Origin of the sequence: Proteus hauseri ATCC 700826 (genome assembly GCF_001654965.1) — a bacterium.
Taxonomy (GTDB): Bacteria; Pseudomonadota; Gammaproteobacteria; order Enterobacterales; family Enterobacteriaceae; genus Proteus; species Proteus hauseri.
Map to the genome: position 1 here is coordinate 25,664 of NZ_LXEV01000030.1, position 24,362 is coordinate 50,025.

Below are 24,362 nucleotides of genomic sequence, written 5' to 3' on the forward strand. Positions count from 1 at the left end.
AAAACAATTGATAAATAGTTAGGATCAATTTTTGTCTAAAAATTCATCCATTTCAACATCAAATGTCCTAAATATGACTTAATTACTCATATTTTTAATATGTACTTAAGAAAGAAAAACAACCGAACAATGTCGGTTGCTCTTTTAAAAGATAGCTTAAATTAATTAATTGAGTTAACTAAATCACGCCATGTTGATATAACTAAAACCTGATCAGGAGGAGAAAGTTCACCAGCCTTAATTGCCTTTTCAATACTCTCTTCTACACGCACTCTCAGCGCTTCTAATTGCATGTTGTTTTCTTGCTCTAACTCAGCCACGGCTAATGTAATGTGGCCTTGTAGGTATCCACCTGCAAATAATTCATCATCAGTAGCATGTTCAACACGACTATCTATTTGGTCTAATAAGTACGTTTCATACTCAGAAAGCATTATTTATCCTCAATATATAATGTTGCTATATTCGTTTTCTTATCTATTTTTCATGCCTATAAGAATGACATAGCAACCTTATTACTTCAGACTCCGCCCTATTTGGGCAAAACCTTCGCAACGGATATTGGCTAATAATTAGGCTCAACACCCTTAAATAACTAAAGGATTTTCCTGATAAGGGAACTGCGCTTCAGTTAATTCCGGCGTATTGTAAAACAAATGTAACGCATTAATAAATAGCTGCGCACGAGGCGGTATGTTTTTCTCGCGTAAATAACTAAGAACCTGCTCTCTTACTTTGTTTCTAAACTCATAGCGATCAGGCTCAAAATCGCCTTCTAAATTGTCACAACTGACATTAAAAGGATAACCAGCGGCTTGGCAAAATAACCAATCTAATGCTTGTGGTTTTATTTCAACAACTTCAAATTGTCCTTGAGTTTTCGCATCTCGCCCATCAGGACAATACCAATAACCATAGTCAACTTGCTGACGACGCTTTTCTCCTGCAATACACCAATGTGATATTTCATGTAATGCGCTAGCGTAAAAACCATGAGCAAAAACAACTTGATGATAAGGGCACTCTTCGCTTATTGGCAAATATATAGGTTCATCATCCCCTATAACTAAACGGGTTTGATAGCTATCGCTAAAGCATTGATTAAATATATCAATTAACTGTTGATAATGATGTTCTGACATTTAAAAACCATTTATTCCTATTTAAAAAGCGCAGAGAACCAAAGTGCAATAGTATCGCCATGATTATCATGAATAAGTTTGATACTCATCAAAAAGGAGATAATGACCAACATGGGTCTTATTAATTTTTGTCCTTTTGTTAGAACCAAACCAGCACCAATACGCGCGCCAATAAATTGACCACAGAGCATAACAAGCCCTATCGTCCACAAAACTTGTCCACCAATAATAAAAAAGAGTAAAGAGCCAAAATTAGAAGTAAAGTTGAGCAGTTTCGCATGTGCTGTGGCTTTTGACAGGTTATACCCCAGCAATGTGACATAGCCTAATGCGAAAAAAGAGCCTGCACCGGGGCCAAAAATACCATCATAAAAACCAACTCCACCGCCTAATAATGCGCCAAAAGCATAATAACCTAAGCGCTGTTTACTATCTTGAGCACCAATAGAGGGCGTGAATAAAAAATAAAGACCTATCGCAATGATTAAAATAGGAAGAAACTGTTTGAGAAGCTGAGGGTTAATAAACTGCACCAGCATTGCACCCGAAACAGCACCTAAAAAGGTCATTAAAATGGCAAATCGCTGTGCTTTTAAATCAATAACTCGTCGGCGTATAAAATAAAGTGTTGCCGAAAAAGAGCCACCAACAGATTGCAATTTATTCGTCGCTAGCGCTTGTACTGGCGATATTCCTACTGAAAGTAATGCAGGAATAGTAATAAGCCCGCCACCACCAGCAATAGAATCAATAAATCCTGCAATAACAGCAACAAAAAACAGAAGAAGGTAGATGCCCTCTGAAAATAGCCAATCCATTTATCTATCCGAATTAATCAGAGATGAAGGGTACGTGTTGCTACAACATACATTATGAGAAAAAAGGATAGCAACACGATCTGGGCATAATAAATTTAGGCGCCCACACCTATAAAAATATAAACTTGCTAGTTAAAAAGTTAATCCACACAACCAATAACTATGTGGATTAAGCTATTTATAATTACCACTGCATTAATGGTGACGTTACATCGCCACATTGACCACGCTGACGTAATGCATGATCCAGCAATACGATAGCCATCATGGCCTCAGCTATCGGAATAGCTCGGATACCAACACAAGGATCGTGACGACCTTTAGTTATCATTTCAACTTCTTCACCATCGCGATTAATTGTTTTACCTGCAATGGTAATGCTTGATGTTGGTTTTAATGCGATATGTGCAACAATTGGCTGACCACTACTAATTCCGCCTAAAATACCTCCAGCATGATTGCTGCTAAAGCCTTCTTTAGTAATTTCATCACGGTTTTCGGTACCTTTAAGGGTAACTACACCAAAGCCATCACCAATCTCAATACCTTTAACTGCATTAATACTCATTAAAGCATGAGCGAGATCGGCATCTAAGCGATCAAACACCGGTTCACCAAATCCAGCTGGCACACCATCAGCAATAACGGTAACTTTTGCACCTATAGAATTCCCTTCTTTTTTTAATGCCCTCATATATTCATCAAGTGCATCTAAACGAGCAGGATCAGGACAGAAGAAGGGATTGGTTTCAACAATAGACCAATCAACAATATCGCATTCAATAGGACCTAATTGTGTTAAGCAACCACGAATTTCAATACCAAATTTATCTTTAAGATATTTTTTTGCTATCGCACCTGCGGCAACACGCATCGCAGTTTCACGAGCTGAAGAGCGTCCACCACCTCGGTAATCACGTAAACCATACTTTTGTTCATAAGTATAATCGGCATGTCCTGGGCGAAAAACATCTTTAATTTCACTGTAATCTTGGGAGCGTTGGTCAGTGTTTTCAATCAATAAACCAATGCTGGTACCCGTTGTTACACCATTAAAAACACCTGATAAAATACGAACCTGATCAGGCTCACGGCGCTGCGTCGTATAGCGAGAAGTGCCCGGACGTCGTCTATCCAGATCACCTTGTAAATCAGCTTCTGTTAATGGTAATCCTGGTGGTACACCATCAACAATACATCCGAGTGCTATACCATGTGACTCACCAAAGGTAGTCACTCTAAACAATTGTCCGATACTGTTTCCTGCCATCCCGTTATTCCTGTCTTGAGCTGTGTGATGTTATCATTATGTTATTGTAAGAATAACAATCTAACGCTTAGAAACTATTACATCAACGTTTATCCGTTGAAAAACTGTCTGAATATTCTACTAGCTGTTCACGTGTCAGCATAAAGACACCTAAACCACCATTTTCAAACTCAAGCCACGTAAAAGGAACTTCTGGGAATTGCTCGATAAGATGCACCATACTATTTCCAACTTCACACACTAAAATACCTTTTTCACTAAGATAGTTCGGTGCGTTTAATAAGATTTGACGCGTAATATCAAGACCATCAAGACCTGAAGCTAATGCTAATTCTGGCTCGATATGATATTCATCTGGTAAATCACCCATATCTTCAGCATCAACATACGGCGGATTAGTGACAATAATATCGTAAGGTGTCGGTACTATTTCACTAAATAAATCAGACTGCATTGGATAGACACGATGAATTAATCCATGATTTTCGATATTAAATTGAGCTACTTCTAAAGCATCTTCAGATATATCAACCGCATCGACTTCAGCTTCTTCAAATTCATAAGCGCAAGCAATGGCAATACATCCACTACCTGTACATAAATCTAAAATACGTGTCGGTTCATTTTGAATTAATCCATCAAAATGATTATTGATAAGTTCACCAATAGGTGAACGAGGAATAAGTACGCGTTCATCAACATAAAATTCATGCCCGCAGAACCATGCACTATTCGTTAAATAAGGAACAGGGATCTTTTGCTCAATTCGATTTTCAATCAGCTCAATAATCGCTGTTTTTTCAGAGGTTGTTAGGCGTGTTGATAGTAAGGAGTCTGGTACATCCAAAGGAAGTGAAAGCGTAGGCAATACTAGCTGTAATGCTTCATCCCAAGCGTTGTCTGTGCCGTGACCATAATAAATATCAGATGAGTTAAATTGACTCATAGCCCAGCGTAACATATCTAGGATCGTGCTTAAATCAGCTATCGCTTCTTCTTTTGTTGTGATATCCAAAACCGTTGTCCTCTGAATAAATGGAAAGTATGTAGTTTGCCATGAAGATGATGATAAATCAGCGGTGAATGAGAAAAAAATACATCTTGATCGCATTCATTTCATCAGATCACTCACTTAAAAAAGCCCAATAGATTTAAATGTTAAGATAAAGACGATGTGCAACCAATAAACAAATAATTTTGATTAAATCTGGATGAATAGGCTAAAAATCCCACTTTTATTAGAAAATATAAAAATATCAACCATACTTTAAATAGCGTTTATTTACATAGTAACAAGATACGCCAATAACACTTTTTTATTTTTGTTTCACTTATATTCTGTCATTTAGCACTAATATAAGAAAATCAATGCGATTTACAGTATCAAAAAAGCGTGTTTTCGCCATAATTTGAATCAACAGAATCAAATAATCGATTTGCTTTATGTACAGATAACTCAATAAACCTAGTATATATTTATCAGACATCTCATATTTGCTAGCTATGTGACTATTTCGGCAGGGTAAATTCCCTGCCTTTTTTTGTGCAAAATTTTAGCGTATAACTTTTTTATATCTTCTTCTATTTCATGTACTATTGTTTTATAAAATAGATAACACTATGAAGAACCGAAAAAAAATGAACAAAAAATTGACACTACAACCCTCTGATTTAGCGCTATTTAAAGAAATGGTGAAAGGCACCAAAAAATTACAACAAGATAAAATAATACATTCACCTAAACGTAAAAAAGTTATGCATTATGCCGTAGAACGACTACAACAAGAGCAAGTTGATGCATCATATTATTTTTCTGATGAATTTCAGCCCAATTTAGCAACTGATGGCCCAACTCGCTATTTACGAGAAGGTGCAAATGCTTATGAACTTAAAAAGTTACGTAGAGGAGATTATGCACCAGAGTTCTTTTTAGACTTACATGGGCTTACCCAACTTATCGCTAAGCAAGAAATTGGTGCATTAATTGCCGCATGTAGACGAGAACATGTTTACTGTGCTTGCATAATGCATGGTCATGGTAAACATATTTTAAAACAACAAACACCTCTTTGGCTGGCTCAACACCCAGATGTTATTGCTTTTCATCAAGCCCCTAAAGAATGGGGAGGCGATGCAGCCTTATTATTGTTAGTTGAAAATGACGATATCGCACGCCGTTAATCTTCAATAAAACACCAAGGTATGATGATTTAAATACTCGCTTTTATACAGCTAACTTACTGATTTAATGTTGATGGAGAAACTTGCCACAATAGTGAACCAGTGCCTTTAGTAAGATCGAAATCTACACAAGCAATGGTCGATGTAGAAAACATAGGCGCACATACTGAAGGACAAAGCTCTGCAACAACATATCCCACCAAAGGTAAGTGTGAAATCACCAAAATATTTTGATAGCCCGCATCACCTAATGCACGTAGATAATGAGCAACATGATCTGGATTACCGCCAGGGATAAGCCCATCATCAGTTTCAACTTTATCAGGTAATGCTAATCCTTTTTTTACTGCATTAAATGTTTGTTGAGCACGTAAATAAGGGCTAACGAGAACATAATCAATTCGATTATTTTGCTGGGTCATCCATTGTGACATTTTTATTGATTCTTGCTGCCCACGCTCTGTTAGTGGACGAACAGCATCACTTGCAGCATCAATTGCAGCTTCTCCGTGGCGCATAATAAAAATTTGCATAGTAAATTATTAAACCTATTTTATTTTTGTAATTACGGCTTTAATTAGCCCCAACAATGTTTTTCAATCAACGTAAATTAACATATTTCTGCAAAAGATATTGAATATCATAATTTGAAATCATGCTATTTAATTTGCTGAATGACACTCATTAATCTAAAAAATTGAATTTATTTTTCAGGATATTATTTTGAATAATATCGTTTTTAATACATTTTTTTAAAATTATTTTGTCATATCTCACTATAATTAACAGTTTTGGCTTTTTTTTCCATTAAAGATTCATCAATTCTTAATCTGACTCAAAAGAGAAAAGAAAAAAGGCGCATTAGCGCCTTTTTTCTAACTATTATAGAAAATGAGAAAAAATAGAAAATAAATTAATCATAAAAACGCTCATTTCGTTTAGCCATTTCAGTTAATCGTTCACAAGGGCGATATTTTTCACCCTGTTTTTCTGCTAGCTGATTAAGTTTTTCTACAATTTTAGTGGTTCCCATACTATCCATATAACGGAAAGGGCCACCAAAGAAAGGAGGAAATCCAATACCAAAGACAGCGCCAATATCACCATCTCTCGGTTGTTTAATAATGTTTTCTTCTAAACAACGTACTGATTCATTAAGCATAAGTAATAAGCAACGTTCTGTAATTTCGGATGCAGATAATTGGCTCTTTGGCTTAATATTCAATAATCGATAAATCGTGGGATCAGAACGTTTTTTTGTTTTGCTTAATAACGATGGTAACCCATGACGCGCATAAAGATAAAAACCACGACCGTTCTTACGCCCTTTTCTATCATCAGCAATGATAGCGTCTACAGCTGATGGTGAAGCAAATCGCTCACCAAATGCATTAATTAAAATGGGAGTGATTTTTGTTGCTATATCAATGCCCACTTCATCAAGCAATTGAATTGGCCCCACAGGAAAACCAAACTGAACTAATGCTTTATCAATATTTTCTATTGGTTCACCTTGAACTAAACAAGTTAATGCTTCGCTAATATAAGGAGCAAGGATTCGATTAACGTAAAAACCCGGTTTATCGCCTACAACAATAGCGACTTTTCCTTGTTTTTTTGCAAAGGCAACTGTCGTTGCAATAGTCTTTTCATCTGTTTGATCATGGGGGATCACTTCAACTAAGGGCATTTTTTCAACAGGGCTAAAGTAATGAAGCCCGATCACTTTTTCTGGATATTTTGCTGTTTCTGCAATCTTGCTGATAGGTATAGATGATGTGTTAGAAGCAAAAATAATTTTCCCATCACCTATTTTTTCAATTTCAGCCACCATGCTTTGCTTTAAGGTAAGATCTTCAAACACGGCCTCAACGACAAGATTAGATTGATGAAAACCACTGTAATCTAATGTGCCTGATAATAACCCCATTTGACGCTGACGTTCACGAGGTTGTAATCTTCTTTTCTTCACTTTTGAAGAAAGGGCTTTCCAACTATAATTAAGAGCCTGAGCAATACCTTTATCACTTATATCTTTAATTCGTACAGGTAAATGTGCTTTTGTCGCGGTGACAAAAGCAATACCGCCGCCCATTAATCCACCACCTAGAATACCGATATGCTGTAAAATATCAGCTTTTTCATTAGAACCCGTTTCATTTTTTAATGCTGTAGATGCAAAAAAAAGGTGACGTAATGCGGATGAAACAGGAGTCATAGCTAATTCACCAAACGCATTTGACTCTTCTTTAAAACCTGTTTGAATATCTTTTTCAAGCCCTCGCTCTATTACATTCAAAATACGTTCAGCGGCTGGATAATGTCCTTTAGTTTTGGCTAAAATACGTTTTTTAGCTTGTCCAAATAAAATATTTCGCCCTAACGTCGTATTAGCCCAGAATTGTTCAAGTATTGAATGTTTTTTCTGTGTTTTTTTGCCTGATAAAATCCATTTTGCGGCAACATCTAATAGAATATCTTGAGATACCACATCATCCACAATACCTAGTTTTAATGCACGTTTAGCATCGATTTGCTTACCGGTTAAAATTAAATCTAATGCAGCAGTTACGCCAATAAGACGAGGCAATCGCTGTGTTCCACCAGAACCTGGCAATAAGCCAAGTTGAACTTCTGGCAAACCTAAACGTGTTTTACTGTTATCAGAACAAATACGTCCATGACATGCTAAGGCTAATTCAAGTCCTCCACCAAGACATGCCCCATTAATGGCGGCGACAACAGGCAATGGATAGTTTTCAAGTTGAGTAAAAAGATCTTGCCCTGCTTTAGCTAAAGCACTTGCCTCTTCTTTTGTTTTACACCCAGCAATCATTGATATATCAGCACCTGCGATAAAACAGTCTGGCTTACCAGATGTAATAATTAATCCTTTTACTCCTGAATGCTGTTGCGCTTGTTTTAAAACGTTTTGAAACTGTTCAACAAATTCCGCTTTTAAGGTATTAACCTTTTCACCAACCACATCAATACTAATAACACCAACTTTATCAGCGCGTACAGAAAATTGAAAAACAGGCAGTTTTTCTGGTGTGGTTGGTTTTGTTTGTTGTAAGTCCATTATTCCACCTCCAAAATCATCGCAGCACCCAATCCACCAGCAGCACAAGCCGTCGTTAACCCAAATCCACCGCCACGGCGTTTAAGCTCGTGTAGTGTCTGTGTAACCATTCTTGCGCCTGTTGCAGCAAAAGGATGTCCATAAGCTATGGATCCACCTAATACGTTGAATTTATCCATATCCACTTCCCCAATTGCTTTAGATAGTCCCAACTGTTCTTTGGCAAATCGTTCACTACCAAATAGCGTTAAGTTACTCAAAGTTTGAGCAGCAAAGGCTTCATGCATATCAATTAAGGTTAAATCACTCAGTGCAAGTCCAGCTCTAGAAAGCGCTAAAGGTGTGGCATAAGAAGGCCCTAATAGCATATCTTTCCACACATCAATTGCCGTGAAAGCATAACTGCGAAGATAACCTAAAGGTTGATAACCTAAACTTTTAGCAACAGATTCTTTCATCATCAACACTGCGGCTGCGCCATCAGTAAGTGGTGTGCTATTTGCTGCGGTCACACTGCCATGACGCCTATCAAAAGCAGGGTTTAATTTGGCGTAAGAGTCTAATACAGAATTTTTACGGATATTGTTATCTTGATGAAAACCTTCTTTATAAGGAGGGAAAAATGCCGTCATTACTTCATCATTCAGTTTTCCCATTTCCCATGCTTTAGCCGCAAGTTGATGAGAACGATGAGCTAATTCATCTTGTGCTACGCGAGAAATATGATAGGTCTTCGCCATTTGCTCTGCAGTATCTCCCATACGTAACCCTGTAGAATATTCAGCAACACCAGGAGCAACGGGCAATAAATCACGAGGCCTTAATTGGCTTAAATAACTGAGTTTTTGGCCTAATGTTTTTGCTTTATTTAAACTGAGCAAGACATCAGCAAGCTTTTTACTAACACCGATAGGTAAAACAGAAGATGAATCAGCTCCCCCAGCAATTCCAACAGAAACGTGGCCTGCGTACATACTTTCAGCAACATTAGCAATTGCTTGAAAACTTGTAGCACAGGCTCGGGTGACACTATAAGCATCCGTCTTAACGCTTAACCCCGCACCAAGAACAATTTCTCTGGCAATATTGGGGGCTTCTGGCATTTGTACAACTTGTCCAAAAACCAGTTGATCAATAATTTCGGGTGGAACTTCATTACGAATAACGAGCTCTTGTACAACGGTGCGCCCTAATTCAACAGCAGGGATCCCTCTGTATGCCGTCGCTTGTTTTGCAAAAGGTAAACGTAAACCACTTACAATAGCAATGCGATCTTTTACAGCACTGTTATTTGATGACTTCATAATGACTCCTGAAAAATTGATCCCACAACACCAAAGAGGTCTGACCTGACAATAGTGTTAACAAAAATTTCACTTATCAGAAACATCAATTTATGAGAACTGGGAGTTAGCACGCATTATTTCTTTCAAATGCCTGAAAGCCACAAGTAATAGTAAAAGGAAGTAATAAATAACGATGAACTATATAAGGAGTAATAAGCGAGGGATAAAAAAGGCTGTTGATTATCAACAGCCTTAGTTTTATTTATTTTCAGTGGATTAACGTAATCCCAACTGGAAAATTAAGTTTTCAGCTTCACAAGAGAAAGTGAAGTCAGCAACTAATTGAATGCCACCATCAACTTCAGAAATTTTATGCGTTATTTGGCAAGGTTCTGAAGCGATTGATCGTGCTTTTGCACTCAATTGCTCTAACATTGCTTCAGCTTGTGCTTTATCAGAAAAGATATGCTCGTATGAAGCAGTACAGTTTTTATTATCGATAATGGTACCCACATCGACACAGCAGCAAGCAGCTGTTTCTTCTGCACTACAACGATTAATTGCGTTTGCCATTTTACTCTCCCAACAAAAGAAGTGTTAATTATCTATCATAATCGTAAAAAAATAAAATAAACTGCTTTAGCTCAAATTATTTTACACTTTTACAAAAAAAATTGATTCTTTTGTTTATTTAACAATCAAAAACATCTTTATCGGCATAACTTGTGAAAAATGTGTTAATCACTTCTCAATTTTGAAATCAAAACCGCAATATTAATAAAATATACTTGCAACATTTGTGGTGTTCAACTTTATACTTAAGCAACTGGTCTGATTTGTCATAACGACAACCGCACCTAAAATCCAGCGCTTCTAATCAGAAGTTACTAACTTAAAAAAATTATGAGGGTTTAGGTCATGAACCGTAAAAACCTGTTTACTCGCACAGCACTAGCCGCCATTGTAGGAACAATCTCCTCTCAGGCAGGCGCTGCCGGTTTTCAGTTAAATGAATATTCTACATCAGCACTAGGTCGTGCGTTTTCTGGGGAAGGTGTTATTGCCGATGACGCCAGTGTAGGCAGCCGCAACCCTGCGGCACTCACTATGTTTGATCGCCCTGAATTTTCAGTGGGTGCTATTCATATTAACCCAAGCGTCGATATAAAAGGTAAATCACCCCTCACTGGCACAAACACAAGTGCTGACGATATTGCACCAAGTGCACTAGTTCCTAACATTCACTTTGTTGCCCCTATCAATGATAAATGGGCAATTGGTGCATCTGGCACAACCAACTTTGGTTTAGCGACTGATTTTAAAAATGACTATCCAGCAGGTCTTATCGGCGGTAAAACAGATCTGAAAACCATGAACTTAAACTTAAGTGCTGGTTACCGTGTAAATAATCAATTCAGTGTTGGTTTAGGCTTAAACGCTCTTTATGCTGATGCTGAAATCACTCGCCATGTTGGTGAAGCAGGTAAAGTTTTAGGCGGTGCTCTTTCTCAAAGACCAGGAATGGAACAACTAGGTGGCTATTTATCTGGCTTGTCTCCAAGTGATCGTTTCGCCCAATTAAAAGGCGATGCATGGGGCTTTGGTTGGAACGCGGGTTTGTTATATGAATTTGATGAAGGCAACCGCATCAGCTTTACTTATCGTTCAAAAGTAAAAGTAAAATTTAAAGATGGTGAATATCAAAGTGATATACGTGCAATTCCTGAACTTGAAGGTATGGGCGTTGTAGGTACTGATGGTCAAACCGTTGCAGGTAAACTAGACCTTAATTTACCTGAAGTTTGGGAGTTTGCCGCTTATCACCGCGTAGCACCTAAATGGGCTGTTCACTACAACTTTGCTTATACCAGTTGGAGTGCTTTTGAAGAATTAAAAGCAACTCGTAAAAGTGATGGGCAACAACTGTTTAAGAAAGAAGAAGGTTTCCGTGATGCATGGCGTGTGGCTTTAGGTACAACCTATTATCACGATGACAACTGGACATTCCGTACTGGTATTGCTTTTGATGATAGCCCAGTCCCCGCGAACAAACGTTCTATCTCTATTCCAGACCAAGATCGTTTCTGGCTAAGTGCTGGTACAACTTATGCATTTAACAAAGATATGTCTGTTGATGTAGGCTTAGCTTACATGCACGGCAAAAAAGTCACTATTAAAGAGAAATTATCTGAAGACTTACCATTACCTGCTTACGAATTTGAATCATCAGGTAAAGCATGGTTATACGGTATGAACTTTAACTATCGCTTCTAATTATTCTTTTATTTTTACCCGAAAAAAATGGTCTTGAAAAAGACCATTTTTTTATTTATCAACATAAACACAATATTTTAGTCGATAGAATCCAGATCATCCTCAATAGCTTTCGCATTAGGATTATCACTAGGTTTTAACTCTCCACCATTTGCTATAAAGTCATTTCGTTGGAAATAAGCTTCGCGCATCATCAAATATGGATCTGATGAATTTTGCAAAATAGCATCTGAATCGAGTAATTGGGCTCGAGTTTCTATTCCTTCTAATGCCCACTTTCCTGCAGACATCCAAAATGTAAGATAACTAAGCATAGGGTAAGTAACATCTGCTAAATCACCCCCCTCTTCACGAACGGTAAAACTACCATAGCCCGGTAATACAACATAAGGGCCATAATCCATTCCATAATGGCCTAAAGTGCTACCAAAACGCATTGGAACTTCTTTTTCCATCGATTCTTTAGACATACCTGCGACATCAATTAAACCACCAATGCCAAAAACAGTATTAATCCAGAAACGGCCAAAGTGTTTAGCCCCTTTTTCAAAGTCGCCACGTAATATGCTGTTAACCATACTTGCAGGTTCTTCAAGGTTGCCTAAAAAATTAGATAAACCATTACGTGCTGGTGGCGGCACATAATCACGCCAAACAACAGCCACTGGGCGCAAAATATAAGGATCTAAAACATAATAGTTAAAATCAAACATCTGGCGGTTAAATCCTTCCAATGGATCGGAACGCCCTTCCCCATTATTAGGGGTATTTGCACATCCTGAAAGTAAGGCAATTGAAAGAGCAACACCGCACAGGCGATACTTCATAATGTTCTCCGCTCGTTATTTTATTATGAATAGCATCTATTTTGCATATCCATTAACTCTATACATAATACTGTCAATGTGCCACAAGTGGTACTTTTATTAGGTGTTGATCTTATAAGATAATTCGGTTTTTGGGTTTATCCTAACGAGCTAATATGAAAAATAAACTATGTTTATTTAAATTCGCTATATTCTTTCTGGTTTAAACCTTCAGATGGCGCAGGATAAGAAAAATGCTGAGTTATAAGATCAAACTCAGCTTCTGTTGCTTGAAATGGATTTCCATTTTGTTGATTACTCTGTAATAATTTTTTCTTACATTTATTACTATCTATTTTCAGTATATGAAATAAGTAAGGCATTCTTGTATTATCAGCTAATAATTTCAACCAACTACGTTGGTTTGGTGTATTTGTAGGAAAATCCATTATAACGCTATTTCCCGCATTAAGAATATTTGCAATATGTACAGCTAAAGCATTTTTAATCAACTCACTTTTCTCTATATAGTTCGCTAATGTTGATTTCTCAGATACTATTTTTATACAAAAAATGCGAACGGATATCTGAAGTTGATTTTAACAAATCAGTGCCATAAGGATTATCGGTAACACAAAGCCATCGATTATCAATTAATTTAAATACATAAGTTGCTTCTCTTACTGTATTAAAATCAGCACCATTAGACATTTTAGTATTCAAAACTGTTTCAGCGAAAACAAGCGCACAACCTTCACCTAAAATAATTTTCACCTACCTTGATATACATGAAGAGAGTAATTAAAAAACTCAGCAATTGACATAAATACTTTTTAGCTCTGGTTTTCCTGAAATATTTAAGTTTTCTGTTATAACTAACGTACCATTCTCAGTATAAAAATTAATAAAAAAATTAAATTTATTATCAGTAATAGCACGATCAATATCAGTGATTAATTGAGTTAATAATAGACTATGTAGATTTACTTCAAGTTTAGAAAACATATTTTATTACTTATCTATAATTTTATGTCAGATAAACCGTCGTAAAAACCCGCTTATCTGGCAGATTAAAAATATAATCAATCCCTACCACTAAGTGATGGTAATAATAGCCAGAGAGGTTGATATATACGGCATAAGATAAATAACCTGATAAATAGATTGAAGTTAACCTAGCAATAAAATATTTCCACACAAGTAAGAAATTTATTATAAATAATTTTTAAGCCATAAAAACAAAGACTATTCTTATAAAAACGTTCTAAATTAGATATTATTTCAATAGCATATTTTCCTTTTAAAAAAACAGTTGTTTTTCATTATTATTATAGATGAGGTTATTATTTATATTGGCAACAGAAAGATAAATAATCCATTAATTTTGTTTTTTAAACAGCAGGATAAGGAACTGTCGCATAAGGATATAAAAACGTCACCATCTCCCTTTAATGGTTTAACTATGCATTACAATGGGGATATTTATAAAATCACGAATAAGTATTTATCAACATTTTCCTGTATGAGTATCATTAGACTTTGGCACCGTCATTCTGAGATTAGTATAATTTTTCTATCTGATGCGTTCTCTCTATAATATCTATCAAACTTATAATTTTAAGTTACTGTATTTTAATTTATAGAGCTTGATATAAACTCAATAAGCAAACTCTATTTTCTTTTTTAAAATGATAAATTAATTATTATTAATACCGACTTAGCGCTATTTTTTATCAGTATGGTGGCTAAATACTTGTTGCTTTATTGCTGAAATATCAACTTCCTCTATATACTGAATAATGTTAGGAAAAAATGTTTCATGGTATCCGTATTCTTTTTTTCTTAACTCAGCAATAGCTTGCTCTTTTGTCCAATCTTCAAATACAAGACGATACATAGCAATAATTGCTCCTGTACGATCACTACCATGCCAGCAATGCACTAATACCGGCTCAGATGTGCTATTTATCTTACGCAACACCTCAATAACATCTGAGTTTGTAATGTTATTTGCATTCATTCTTACTTGAAAAATTTTGAGTTGAGTTCCTTCTACATCGTCATTATCGCTATGATATTGTCGTAAATTAATAATCGTTTTAATTCCTTGCAATTCGAGCCACTTCATTTCGCCATGAGTTGGTTGACCAGAACGATAAACCTGAGCTGAAACCTGATGAAAATTTTCAGGTGCTACAAGCACATCGCTAGAACGAGAACTGCATCCTATTAATAAAAAGAAATAAGTAAATAATAAGAATTTTAAATACCGAGCATGATTGATTAGTTTTATATCCATATATTCTTAACCCTTTGAGTTGATTTGATTTATCAAAATACAATAGTTATTTTTACTTATTTTATTACAGCTATCATCCTAATTTTCAGCAAAACTTCTTAATCATAGTGTGATTTTTTATATTCTCAATAGGTTGATTGATGGATTAAATAAACTTCTTCACCATCAAACACCTCAGCTTACTTTCTATTAGTATAAAAACAGACTTATCATTAATTATTCTTATGTTTTTTTTGGCTATTGGATAAAAACATAACTGTTTATTTTTACTGGAAAATTTATTAATAAACAGGTAGATACAAAACTAAACAATGGATTAGCTTGATTTGATATAAATATTAGAAGTAAATCATGTGAGCAAATAAAAAGGAAATGTAATTGGCGTTCCCTACAGGAATCGAACCTGTAACTAGCCCTTAGGAGGGGCTCGTTATATCCATTTAACTAAGGGAACCTACTTAGATAGGTATAGTACTAATAATGTACGAGGGGTATTTTACCTCCCTCACCTTATTTTAATCAAGTTTTAACGCACTGATATTGGAGGAAATTTACTTTGCCGATTTTTTATACGCTGTCGTTTGAGTTAAAATATGCTCAAATACATCAGCTAAAACTGTTTTAACTGCTTCAAGAATAGCTTTGGTGAATACCCCATCTCTTTATTAAACATCGCACTAAAGGCACTTGGATTTTCATATCCTAGTTCTAATGCAACTTCTGTCACTGAATACCCTTTTTTTAACGCCGTTAATGCATACACTAAACATGCTTTTTGCCGCCAAACGCGAAAAGAAAGCCCTGTTTCTTTGTGAAATAAACGAGTAAAAGTACGAGGGCTTTTATTCAGTTTTTCAGCCCACATTTCTGGCGTGGTATGAATATTAGGTTGAGACATAAAAGCCGTGCAAAGTTTATCTAATAACCGATGCTGTGGTAATGGAGTAAAATAAGGAAGCGGCTTTGCTAACATTAATTCATGACATAACAATGTTAATAACGCACTATCTCGCCCCTCTAAATCATAAAGTAACGGTAGTTGATTAGCAGAAAGTAATAATTGATGAAATAACGGCGATACTTGTAACACCTCACAACATTTTGAATTCCGAGGTACTTTATTCGGTTCAATATAAAGACTATAAGTACTACTCCCTAACATTAATACTTGGTGCCCTTTTTCTGCTGGGATCCATACCCCACTATAAGGTAATACAATCCACTGCCCATCTTCTGTTTTTACCTTCATTACACCGTTTGGCGCATAAAGAAATTGCGCTCTGCGATGATGATGAGCCTCAAGTAATGTATCGTAAGGATAATCGGATCCTAATGCTAATATATCTCTGGGAAGATGATCCACACTATTAATATCAATATTACGCATATCTTTAAATTGTCCTAAATTCGTATAAGCTTGGCTTTATTACGTGGGTCAGCCACTAATTTATCGTATATTGTTAATCTCCTGACTCAACAGGAGAATTAGAATGACACTCTGGCTAATTTCGTTTGGTTTAATTTCAGGTATTACAACTTGGTTATTTGGCTTTGGAGGTGGGTTTGTCACCGTTCCACTACTTTATACACTTATTCTCACTCTATGGGGAATTGATAGCCTGCCCGGTGAACATGCTATGCAAATCGCGGTAGCGACTTCTGCACTTATTATGTTGTTCTCGGCAACTATCACGACACTTAAACACCATAAAGCAAAAAGAATAGAGTGGAAATCTATTACTACTCTATTTATTGGCATTGCTCTTGGTGGAATTTTAGGTGCATATCTTGCTTTAATAGTAGAAGGAGAATGGATCAGATGGATCTTTATCGGCTATCTTTTTATCACTATTTTAGATTGTTATTTACGCCCTGGCTTTATAGCGCCAACTTATATAATAAAAAATATACATAATACACAAGAGACAATTACAGGTACTTTAATTGGTATTGTTGCGGCATTTTTAGGTGTCGGCGGAAGTGTTATGACTGTTCCTTTATTACGTCGTAGGGGTACACCTATGGCGCAATCAGCCGCCATGGCAAACACATTAACACTGCCTTTAGCACTCACTGCAACATTAACCTATCTCGCTCTCTCTTTTACTGCACCATTAAATAATGAAGCTGGCTTTGTGGGATATATCTGGCTTAAAGCTGCACTAATTCTGATTTGTAGTACTTGGGTTGGCTTAAAAATATCAGAACGGTTTTTATCTCGCATTCCTGATCTTTGGCATGCCAGAGTCTACCCTTTACTATTAATTCTTGTATTACTCGTCATGTTACTCTAGTTCTTTTCTTTCTATTTCAAAATCACGGCTACTTTATATATTGCCAGTATCATTAAGTAGCCCTATTTTTTAACATTTCACTTTCTCCTTTTCCTTCACAATCTCGATTAGTTTCTTACTTGTTAAATAAGGTCTAGTAAAAAACGTCTTTATTTGACAACCAATATACACAAAGTTAACCATTAGCATCATTAATTAATATTTAAACATAATGAATAATAATTTATAAATTGTCTTACTAAAAATATCAATTTTATTGCTTTTTATAAGCATTTTTCATCCAAAATAAGTATTTCTATTGCTTAAATTATATCGGTATTTACACGAAAAATAACAAGTTATCTATTTTTAATAAAATTAAATAAAGGAAGAAACGAATTTAGAATAGAGAGAAAAAAATAATTAAGTTTAATTTAAAATAACAACTCAATTACAATCACACCTCACATCGATATATAATTAATTATATATCGAATATTATTTTCATCAATATTTAAAAATAATAAATAGTATATTTAAAATACACTTTAGAAAAATAGATTAATAACATAAGCAAGTGAAATATAAAGAACAAAAAATTATTGTTATACAAGATGCTTTCACTGATACATACAATAAATTCTTATTAAGAAGGTCAGTAGAAGAAAATAATTATCATTTAATTTTGTCTATTTTTGTTAATTATTTCCATTACGTTTATTAACGTCTTATTCTCTTCTATTTATTATTTACAACTAACCTATCACTTATCGATTAATAAATTGGAGACGCCATCAAATATTTATTTAACCGCTTGTATATAATATTTAGCTATAAGAAGAAACTGGAGGTTATATGAGTATTAGTCGTCGTTCTTTCATTAAGGGGATGGGAATAGGATGTGTTGGTTGTACCGTTAGTAGCTTACCACCCGGTGCACTTGCATTTAATCCTATAGATTCTCTTAAGGGTCAAACAAAATTGACGCCAAGCCTGTGTGAAATGTGTTCTTATCGCTGCCCGATAGAAGCACAAGTTGTTAACAACAAGACTGTCTTTATTCAAGGGAACCGAAACGCAGAACATCAAAGTAGTCGTGTATGTGCAAGAGGCGGCAGTGGTGTCAGCCTTGTCAACGATCCAAATCGTATTGTCAAACCAATGAAACGTAAAGGCCCAAGAGGGGCTGGTGAATGGGAAGTCATTAGTTGGGAACAAGCTTATCAAGAAATAGCTGAGAAAATGAATACCATAAAACAAACTTATGGCGCAGAGACTATTTCTTTTTCATCTAAATCAGGTTCACTCTCTTCTCACCTTTTCCATCTTGCCGCGGCATTTGGTTCACCAAATACCTTTACACATGCAACAACCTGTCCTGCTGGTAAGGCTATTGCCGCATCTGTAATGATGGGCGGCGATCTTTCAATGGATTTAGCAAATTCAAAGTATATTCTTTCTTTTGGTCATAACCTTTATGAAGGCATTGAAGTTGCAGAAACCCATGAATTAATGACCGCACAAGAACGCGGTGCAAAATTAGTCAGTTTTGATCCTCGTTTATCTGTGGTTTCAAGTAAAGCAGATGAATGGTTTGCTATTCGCCCAGGTGGGGATTTACCTGTTCTTATGGCTATGTGTCATGTATTAGTTAAAGAAAATCTCTACGATAAAGATTTTATTGAAAAGTTCACCGTTGGTTTTCCTCAATTAGAAGAAGTATTACAAGACACCACGCCAGAATGGGCACAAGCGCATTCTGATGTTCCAGCTCAAGATATTATTCGTATTGCTCGTGAAATAGCTGCAAAAGCACCTCACGCATTAATTATGCCAGGCCACCGCGCAACTTTTAATAAAGAAGAAATTAATATGCGCAGAATGATCTTCACCTTCAATGCCTTACTTGGCAATATTGAACGTGAAGGTGGAATGTATCAGAAAAAAGCTGCAGCAAAATATAATAAATTAGCAGGGATTAATGTTGCACCCGAATTAGCCAAACCAAGCGTTAAAGGAATGCCTGAAATTACGGCAAAACGTATCGATGCCACTGCACCACAATTTAAATATATTAATAAAGGTGGTGGTATTGTTCAGGCCATTATTGATTCAACCTTAAAGGGTGTGCCATATCAAACCAGAGCGTGGATCATGTCGCGTCATAATCCATTCCAAACCGTGAGTTGCCGCCCTGAATTAGAAAAAACCGCTCAAAAACTCGATTTAATTGTTAGTTGCGATGTTTATTTAAGTGAAAGTGCAGCTTATGCAGACTATTTATTACCAGAAACAACTTATTTAGAACGCGACGAAGAAATTTCTGATGTTTCTAGTTTAAACCCAGCTTATGCATTGCGTCAGCAAGTTGTTGAGCCTATTGGTGATACTAAACCAAGCTGGTTAATTTGGATGGAATTAGGTAAAAAATTAGGGCTAGCCCAATATTTTCCTTGGGAAAATATGGGCGTTCGTCAGCTTTATCAGGTTAATGGTGATGAAAATCTGTATAAAGAAATTCATAAAAAAGGGTATTTATCCTACGGTATTCCTTTATTACTACGTGAACCTTCTTATGTAAAAACCTTTGTTGAAACTTATCCCGATGCCATTAAACATGTTGATAATAACAACATGATGGAAAAATCGCTCTCTTTCAAATCACCAAGTGGCTTAATTGAAATCTATTCCGAAGAACTAGAAAGCCGTTTAGAAAATTACGGTATCCCTCGTTTTCATAACTTTCCATTAAAAGAAAAAGATGAACTCTATTTTATTCAAGGAAAAGTCGCTGTTCATACTAATGGCGCGACACAATATGTTCCGCTATTAGCCGAATTAATGTGGGAAAATCCAGTGTGGTTACACCCTGAAACAGCAAAACATCATGGCATTAATCATGGTGATGAAATCATTTTAGAAAACAACATAGGTAAAGAAAAGGCTCACGCCTTAATCACTGAGGGCATACGCCCTGACACTGTATTTGTTTATATGGGATCAGGCGCAAAAGCGGGTGCGAAAACAGCCGCGACGACAACCGGCGTTCACTGCGGCAATTTATTACCTCATGAAATTAGTCCTGTATCAGGTACTGATGTTCATACATCAGGTGTCAGAATTAGTCGGGCTTAAGGAAAAAAATACCTATGAATAGCAATAATAAACAATATGTTATGTTACATGATGAAAAACGTTGTATTGGATGCCAAGCCTGTACTGTCGCATGTAAAGTCATTAATGATATTCCTGAAGGATTTAGTCGTTTACAGGTTCAGATCCAAGGACCCAATAATGACGCGGCAGGACATCCTCACTATCAGTTTTTCCGCGTTTCTTGCCAACATTGCGAAGATGCACCTTGTGTGTCTGTTTGCCCTACAGGCGCTTCTTTTATAGATGAGAATGGCATCGTACAAGTCAAAAAAGAGCTTTGTATTGGTTGTGATTATTGTGTTGGCGCTTGTCCTTACCATGTTCGTTATATCAACCCAATGACTCATATCGCTGATAAATGTAATTTCTGTTCTGATACCCGATTAGCAGAAGGTGAATTACCCGCTTGTGTTTCAGTATGTCCAACCGACGCTCTTGCCTTTGGTCGTGCTGACTCACCTGAAATTCAAGCTTGGATCAAACAAAAATCTGTTTATCAATATCAATTAGATAATGTCGGAAAACCACATTTATTCCGTCGTAAAGAAATTCATCAGGGAGATAAAGCATGACAAGTATCTGGGGAGCAGAACTCCATTATACGCCCGATTATTGGCCTGTATGGTTGATGGCTGCCGGCCTATTAGTTGTTGCAATGATAGCCGTGTTAGTCCTTCATGGTTTTCTTCGTTATGCGTTAGCCCCCAAACACACGGGCCATTATGAAGAAGAGCGTGTTTATCTTTATTCTAAAGCAATTCGATTTTGGCACTGGGGGAATGCCCTGCTGTTTATCCTATTACTGGTCAGCGGATTTTTAGGTCATTTCTCTATTGGTAATGTCACATCAATGGTGCTGCTACACAAAATATGTGGTTTTATTCTGATCGCATTTTGGATTGGCTTTATCATCATTAATCTAACAACTAACAATGGTATTCATTATAAAGTTAGATTTAGTGGCTTAATAGGCAGATGTATTAAACAAGCTCGTTTTTACCTGTATGGCATTATGAAAGGAGAACCACATCCTTTTGCTGCAACAACTACAGATAAATTTAATCCATTACAACAACTGGCTTATTTAGGCGTAATGTTTGGGTTAGTACCTTTACTACTGATCACAGGATTATTATGTCTTTATCCTGAAGTACTCGGTTATGGTTATTGGATGCTAAAAGCTCACTTAGTATTAGGTATTGTGGCATTGATGTTTATTTGTGCTCACTTCTATCTATGTACTTTAGGTGATACTTTCACTCAAACATTCCATAGCATGGTTGATGGTCATCACCGCCACCAAAAGCATGATGATCATGCTGCTATTAGTGAGAAAACAAAGCAGTAATTTATAATTCTTTGCTATAAATCTGATTCTGATTTAGCCAAATGCCCGCCTATTGCGGGCATTTTTTGATCTCAGTTCAGAAATAATTTCATAATTTTATTATTCGCATATATATCATTTTATTTACATGTTATTGCGTGTATAGTCTGCCCCCACCTCGTTATATATATTTTTATACAATGAAATACATTGCCTTGCACTCGCAGTGCGCATCGTTATGTAAATTTTTAAATATCGATAGGTTTATATAACTAAAAGATGAGTATTTGGAGTTTATCGTGAATAAATTTATCATTTCGACAATAGCTTGTACTGTTTCACAAGCATTAGCCATCTCAGGGAGTGCTGCTGATAACGCTGAAAAAATCGTTGTTGTCGCACATCCGATTAACAATAGCGAAGCCGGTGCAGGATTTGTTACGCGTGAAGTGGATATGGGCCCATTAGGCGAAAAAAAATGGTTGGATACCCCCTACACCACAAATACGTTCACTCAATCAATGATTGAAAACCAGAAAATTACAAGTGTTGCTGATATTTTAAAATATAATGCTTCATCACAAATGCAAGCCCGTGGTGGTATGGATGTAGGTCGCCCTCAAAATCGGGGTATGCAAGGTAATGTCGTTGCTAACTCTCGTTTAGATGGCGTTAATATTATTTCAACTACTGCATTTCCTATCGAAATGCTTGAGCGCATTGATATCATTAGTGGATTAACAGGCTCACTTTATGGTCCTGCAAGTCCTAGTGGGCAATTTAACTTTATTCAAAAACGCCCCACATTAAAACCACTTACCTCTATTAATGCCGCTTATATTAATGATGGACAATTTAAAGGGCATCTCGATCTTGGGGGATTTATCGATGATAACAATACCTTTGGTTATCGTATCAATTTAGTGCATGACGAAGGTCAAGGTTACGTTGCGGGTAGTAAAACCCGCCGTCAGTTAATCAGTACCGCTTTCGATTGGAATATTTCATCTGATACTGTATTAGAAGTGAATTTTAGTGATTATTGGTTTAAAAAAATGGGCTACCCTGGTGCATTTTCTTATGATCCTAACGTCACCTCATTACCGGATGCTCCCGACCCAACAAAAGCAGGCTATGGTCAAGCTTTTGCTGGTGTTGATTTACATACCCGAACTGTTAGTAGTCGTTTAAAACATGACTTTAATGAAGATTGGCAAATCAGTGCTGCTGTAGGTTATCAAACTGCAGATCGTGGTTTCCGCTCTATATCTAATCAACTCAGTAATGATGGTAAACAATTTACCCCAACTTTATCAGTCCCTTCTACTTATGGTCGTTTTACTGTGTTAAGTAATGCTATTAATTTAAATGGCCGAGTGATAACAGGTGCTGTATCGCATGATTTAGTGATGGCAACCAGTGGCTATCGCTGGGATATCTATAGTGCTAATGGTGATGACCGTAAAGTTACGTTACCAACCCAAGATATCAATAATCCACACCGTTATGATGATCCTTCAAATGAAGGTTTTTATACTGGAAGTGCTCGTACGAAAGGCAGTCGCTCACTAGTTCAGTCAGTAACCCTTGGTGATACGATTACTTTTAATCCTCAATGGTCAGTAATGGGATCGTTAAGCCAAAACTGGATCAAAGAAACGTATTATCGCAACAATGGATCACATCATACCGAAAAAGGCTTAAGCCCAACGGTTGCCTTAATGTTTAAACCTATTCCCGAAGTCATGACTTATGTTTCTTATGCAGACTCATTAGAAGAAGGTGATTCAGCGCCGAATACCGCTAAAAATAAAGATGAAGTATTAAAGCCTTATCGTAGTGAACAATGGGAAATGGGGGTGAAATCACAAGTTGATGCACTCAATTTAAATGCGGCTATTTTCCAACTAGAACGCCCATTTGCTTATGTTGGGCAGGATAAAATATTTAAAGAACAAGGTAAACAGCGTAACCGTGGATTAGAGTTAATTGCTAATGGCCAAGTAACCGACGAGTTGTTTATTTTCACTAGCATGACATGGTTAGACCCTACATTAACAAATACCGGTAATGCAAAAACCGAAAATAAAGATGTGGTTGGTGTGCCCAAATACCAAGCAAATTTATTAACGGAATATCATTATCCAACATTACCTAATGTTATTTATAGCGCAAACCTACATTACACTGGCAAACGCGCCGCTAATACCACAAATACTATGTGGGCAAAAGCGTATACCACTCTTGATTTTGGTGCTCGTTACCAAACTCAATATTGGGACAAAAGAACCATATTCCGTCTTAATTTAGATAATGTTACCAATGAACATTATTGGGCATCTATCTTCTCTGGTAACCAAAATGGTGCTATTGGTGGCGCTAATGCATTTTTAGGTACACCTCGCCAAATCTCAGTGTCTGTTAGTATCGAACTTTAAGAGGGATTAG

General features: G+C 36.3%; 21 protein-coding genes and 1 tRNA gene. 7 read left to right on the forward strand and 15 right to left on the reverse strand.

Annotated features, from left to right (window positions below; genetic code table 11):
- Positions 1 to 161: 161 nt before the first annotated feature.
- The 5 genes from M997_RS12855 to prmB all read right to left on the reverse strand — a co-directional run bounded on the left by M997_RS12855 (position 162) and on the right by prmB (position 4,245).
- Complete coding sequence (locus tag M997_RS12855) at positions 162 to 434, reverse strand: YfcL family protein (RefSeq protein ID WP_064720515.1); 273 nt, start codon at positions 432 to 434, stop codon at positions 162 to 164.
- A gap of 153 nt (positions 435 to 587) precedes the next feature.
- Positions 588 to 1,142, reverse strand: a complete 555-nt coding sequence (locus M997_RS12860; protein ID WP_064720516.1) for an elongation factor P hydroxylase — start codon at positions 1,140 to 1,142, stop codon at positions 588 to 590.
- Positions 1,143 to 1,159: 17 nt separating this feature from the next.
- Positions 1,160 to 1,960 carry a sulfite exporter TauE/SafE family protein gene (locus M997_RS12865; RefSeq protein ID WP_064720517.1) on the reverse strand — a complete coding sequence of 267 codons (801 nt, stop codon included), beginning with the start codon at positions 1,958 to 1,960 and terminating at the stop codon, positions 1,160 to 1,162.
- Positions 1,961 to 2,144: 184 nt separating this feature from the next.
- Positions 2,145 to 3,230, reverse strand: a complete 1,086-nt coding sequence (gene aroC / locus M997_RS12870; RefSeq protein WP_064720518.1) for a chorismate synthase — start codon at positions 3,228 to 3,230, stop codon at positions 2,145 to 2,147.
- Between the two features lie 82 nt (positions 3,231 to 3,312).
- Complete coding sequence (gene prmB, locus M997_RS12875) at positions 3,313 to 4,245, reverse strand: 50S ribosomal protein L3 N(5)-glutamine methyltransferase (RefSeq protein WP_074379362.1); 933 nt, start codon at positions 4,243 to 4,245, stop codon at positions 3,313 to 3,315.
- Between the two features lie 623 nt (positions 4,246 to 4,868).
- Between prmB and smrB the strand changes: the two genes are divergently transcribed.
- Positions 4,869 to 5,411 carry an endonuclease SmrB gene (gene smrB, locus M997_RS12880; protein ID WP_064720519.1) on the forward strand — a complete coding sequence of 181 codons (543 nt, stop codon included), beginning with the start codon at positions 4,869 to 4,871 and terminating at the stop codon, positions 5,409 to 5,411.
- 56 nt (positions 5,412 to 5,467) lie between these two features.
- On the opposite strand, the gene sixA is transcribed toward smrB, so the two are convergent.
- The 4 genes from sixA to M997_RS12900 all read right to left on the reverse strand — a co-directional run bounded on the left by sixA (position 5,468) and on the right by M997_RS12900 (position 10,352).
- Complete coding sequence (gene sixA / locus M997_RS12885) at positions 5,468 to 5,944, reverse strand: phosphohistidine phosphatase SixA (RefSeq protein ID WP_064720520.1); 477 nt, start codon at positions 5,942 to 5,944, stop codon at positions 5,468 to 5,470.
- A 380-nt stretch (positions 5,945 to 6,324) separates the two neighbouring features.
- The gene (fadJ, locus tag M997_RS12890; RefSeq protein WP_064720521.1) at positions 6,325 to 8,493 is read right to left on the reverse strand and encodes a fatty acid oxidation complex subunit alpha FadJ; all 2,169 of its coding nucleotides are present in this window, start codon (positions 8,491 to 8,493) and stop codon (positions 6,325 to 6,327) included.
- Positions 8,493 to 9,797: an acetyl-CoA C-acyltransferase FadI gene (gene fadI, locus M997_RS12895; protein WP_064720522.1), complete on the reverse strand. Its 1,305-nt coding sequence runs from the start codon at positions 9,795 to 9,797 to the stop codon at positions 8,493 to 8,495. The genes fadJ and fadI overlap by 1 nt, the downstream gene beginning before the upstream one ends.
- A 258-nt stretch (positions 9,798 to 10,055) precedes the next feature.
- Entirely contained in the window at positions 10,056 to 10,352 is a 297-nt protein-coding gene (locus tag M997_RS12900; RefSeq protein ID WP_074379363.1) for a YfcZ/YiiS family protein, read from the reverse strand.
- A 345-nt stretch (positions 10,353 to 10,697) separates the two neighbouring features.
- On the opposite strand from M997_RS12900, the gene fadL reads away from it, so the two are divergent.
- Positions 10,698 to 12,053, forward strand: a complete 1,356-nt coding sequence (gene fadL, locus M997_RS12905; RefSeq protein WP_064720523.1) for a long-chain fatty acid transporter FadL — start codon at positions 10,698 to 10,700, stop codon at positions 12,051 to 12,053.
- 77 nt (positions 12,054 to 12,130) lie between these two features.
- On the opposite strand, the gene mlaA is transcribed toward fadL, so the two are convergent.
- The 6 genes from mlaA to M997_RS12935 all read right to left on the reverse strand — a co-directional run bounded on the left by mlaA (position 12,131) and on the right by M997_RS12935 (position 16,545).
- Complete coding sequence (gene mlaA, locus M997_RS12910) at positions 12,131 to 12,880, reverse strand: phospholipid-binding lipoprotein MlaA (protein WP_064720524.1); 750 nt, start codon at positions 12,878 to 12,880, stop codon at positions 12,131 to 12,133.
- A gap of 173 nt (positions 12,881 to 13,053) precedes the next feature.
- The gene (locus tag M997_RS12915; protein WP_064720525.1) at positions 13,054 to 13,371 is read right to left on the reverse strand and encodes a P-loop nucleotide/nucleoside kinase family protein; all 318 of its coding nucleotides are present in this window, start codon (positions 13,369 to 13,371) and stop codon (positions 13,054 to 13,056) included.
- Positions 13,372 to 13,408: 37 nt separating this feature from the next.
- Positions 13,409 to 13,633, reverse strand: a complete 225-nt coding sequence (locus M997_RS17630) for a hypothetical protein (RefSeq protein WP_109406155.1) — start codon at positions 13,631 to 13,633, stop codon at positions 13,409 to 13,411.
- Between the two features lie 949 nt (positions 13,634 to 14,582).
- A complete protein-coding gene (locus M997_RS12925; RefSeq protein WP_064720526.1) occupies positions 14,583 to 15,158 on the reverse strand; it encodes a fused DSP-PTPase phosphatase/NAD kinase-like protein in 576 nt (191 codons plus the stop codon).
- A 379-nt stretch (positions 15,159 to 15,537) separates the two neighbouring features.
- A tRNA-Arg gene (locus M997_RS12930) sits at positions 15,538 to 15,612 on the reverse strand.
- Positions 15,613 to 15,768: 156 nt separating this feature from the next.
- Positions 15,769 to 16,545, reverse strand: a complete 777-nt coding sequence (locus M997_RS12935) for an AraC family transcriptional regulator (protein ID WP_064720527.1) — start codon at positions 16,543 to 16,545, stop codon at positions 15,769 to 15,771.
- A 103-nt stretch (positions 16,546 to 16,648) separates the two neighbouring features.
- Between M997_RS12935 and M997_RS12940 the strand changes: the two genes are divergently transcribed.
- The 5 genes from M997_RS12940 (at position 16,649) to M997_RS12960 (ending at position 24,352) form a co-directional block, all read left to right on the forward strand.
- Complete coding sequence (locus M997_RS12940) at positions 16,649 to 17,452, forward strand: sulfite exporter TauE/SafE family protein (protein ID WP_064720528.1); 804 nt, start codon at positions 16,649 to 16,651, stop codon at positions 17,450 to 17,452.
- An 834-nt stretch (positions 17,453 to 18,286) separates the two neighbouring features.
- Positions 18,287 to 20,566, forward strand: a complete 2,280-nt coding sequence (phsA, locus tag M997_RS12945) for a thiosulfate reductase PhsA (RefSeq protein ID WP_064720529.1) — start codon at positions 18,287 to 18,289, stop codon at positions 20,564 to 20,566.
- A 14-nt stretch (positions 20,567 to 20,580) separates the two neighbouring features.
- Positions 20,581 to 21,159: a 4Fe-4S dicluster domain-containing protein gene (locus M997_RS12950; RefSeq protein ID WP_064720530.1), complete on the forward strand. Its 579-nt coding sequence runs from the start codon at positions 20,581 to 20,583 to the stop codon at positions 21,157 to 21,159.
- Entirely contained in the window at positions 21,156 to 21,935 is a 780-nt protein-coding gene (gene phsC / locus M997_RS12955; protein ID WP_064720531.1) for a thiosulfate reductase cytochrome B subunit, read from the forward strand. The genes M997_RS12950 and phsC overlap by 4 nt, the downstream gene beginning before the upstream one ends.
- Before the next feature lie 278 nt (positions 21,936 to 22,213).
- Positions 22,214 to 24,352, forward strand: a complete 2,139-nt coding sequence (locus tag M997_RS12960; RefSeq protein WP_082918444.1) for a TonB-dependent receptor — start codon at positions 22,214 to 22,216, stop codon at positions 24,350 to 24,352.
- The last annotated feature ends 10 nt before the right edge of the window (positions 24,353 to 24,362 follow it).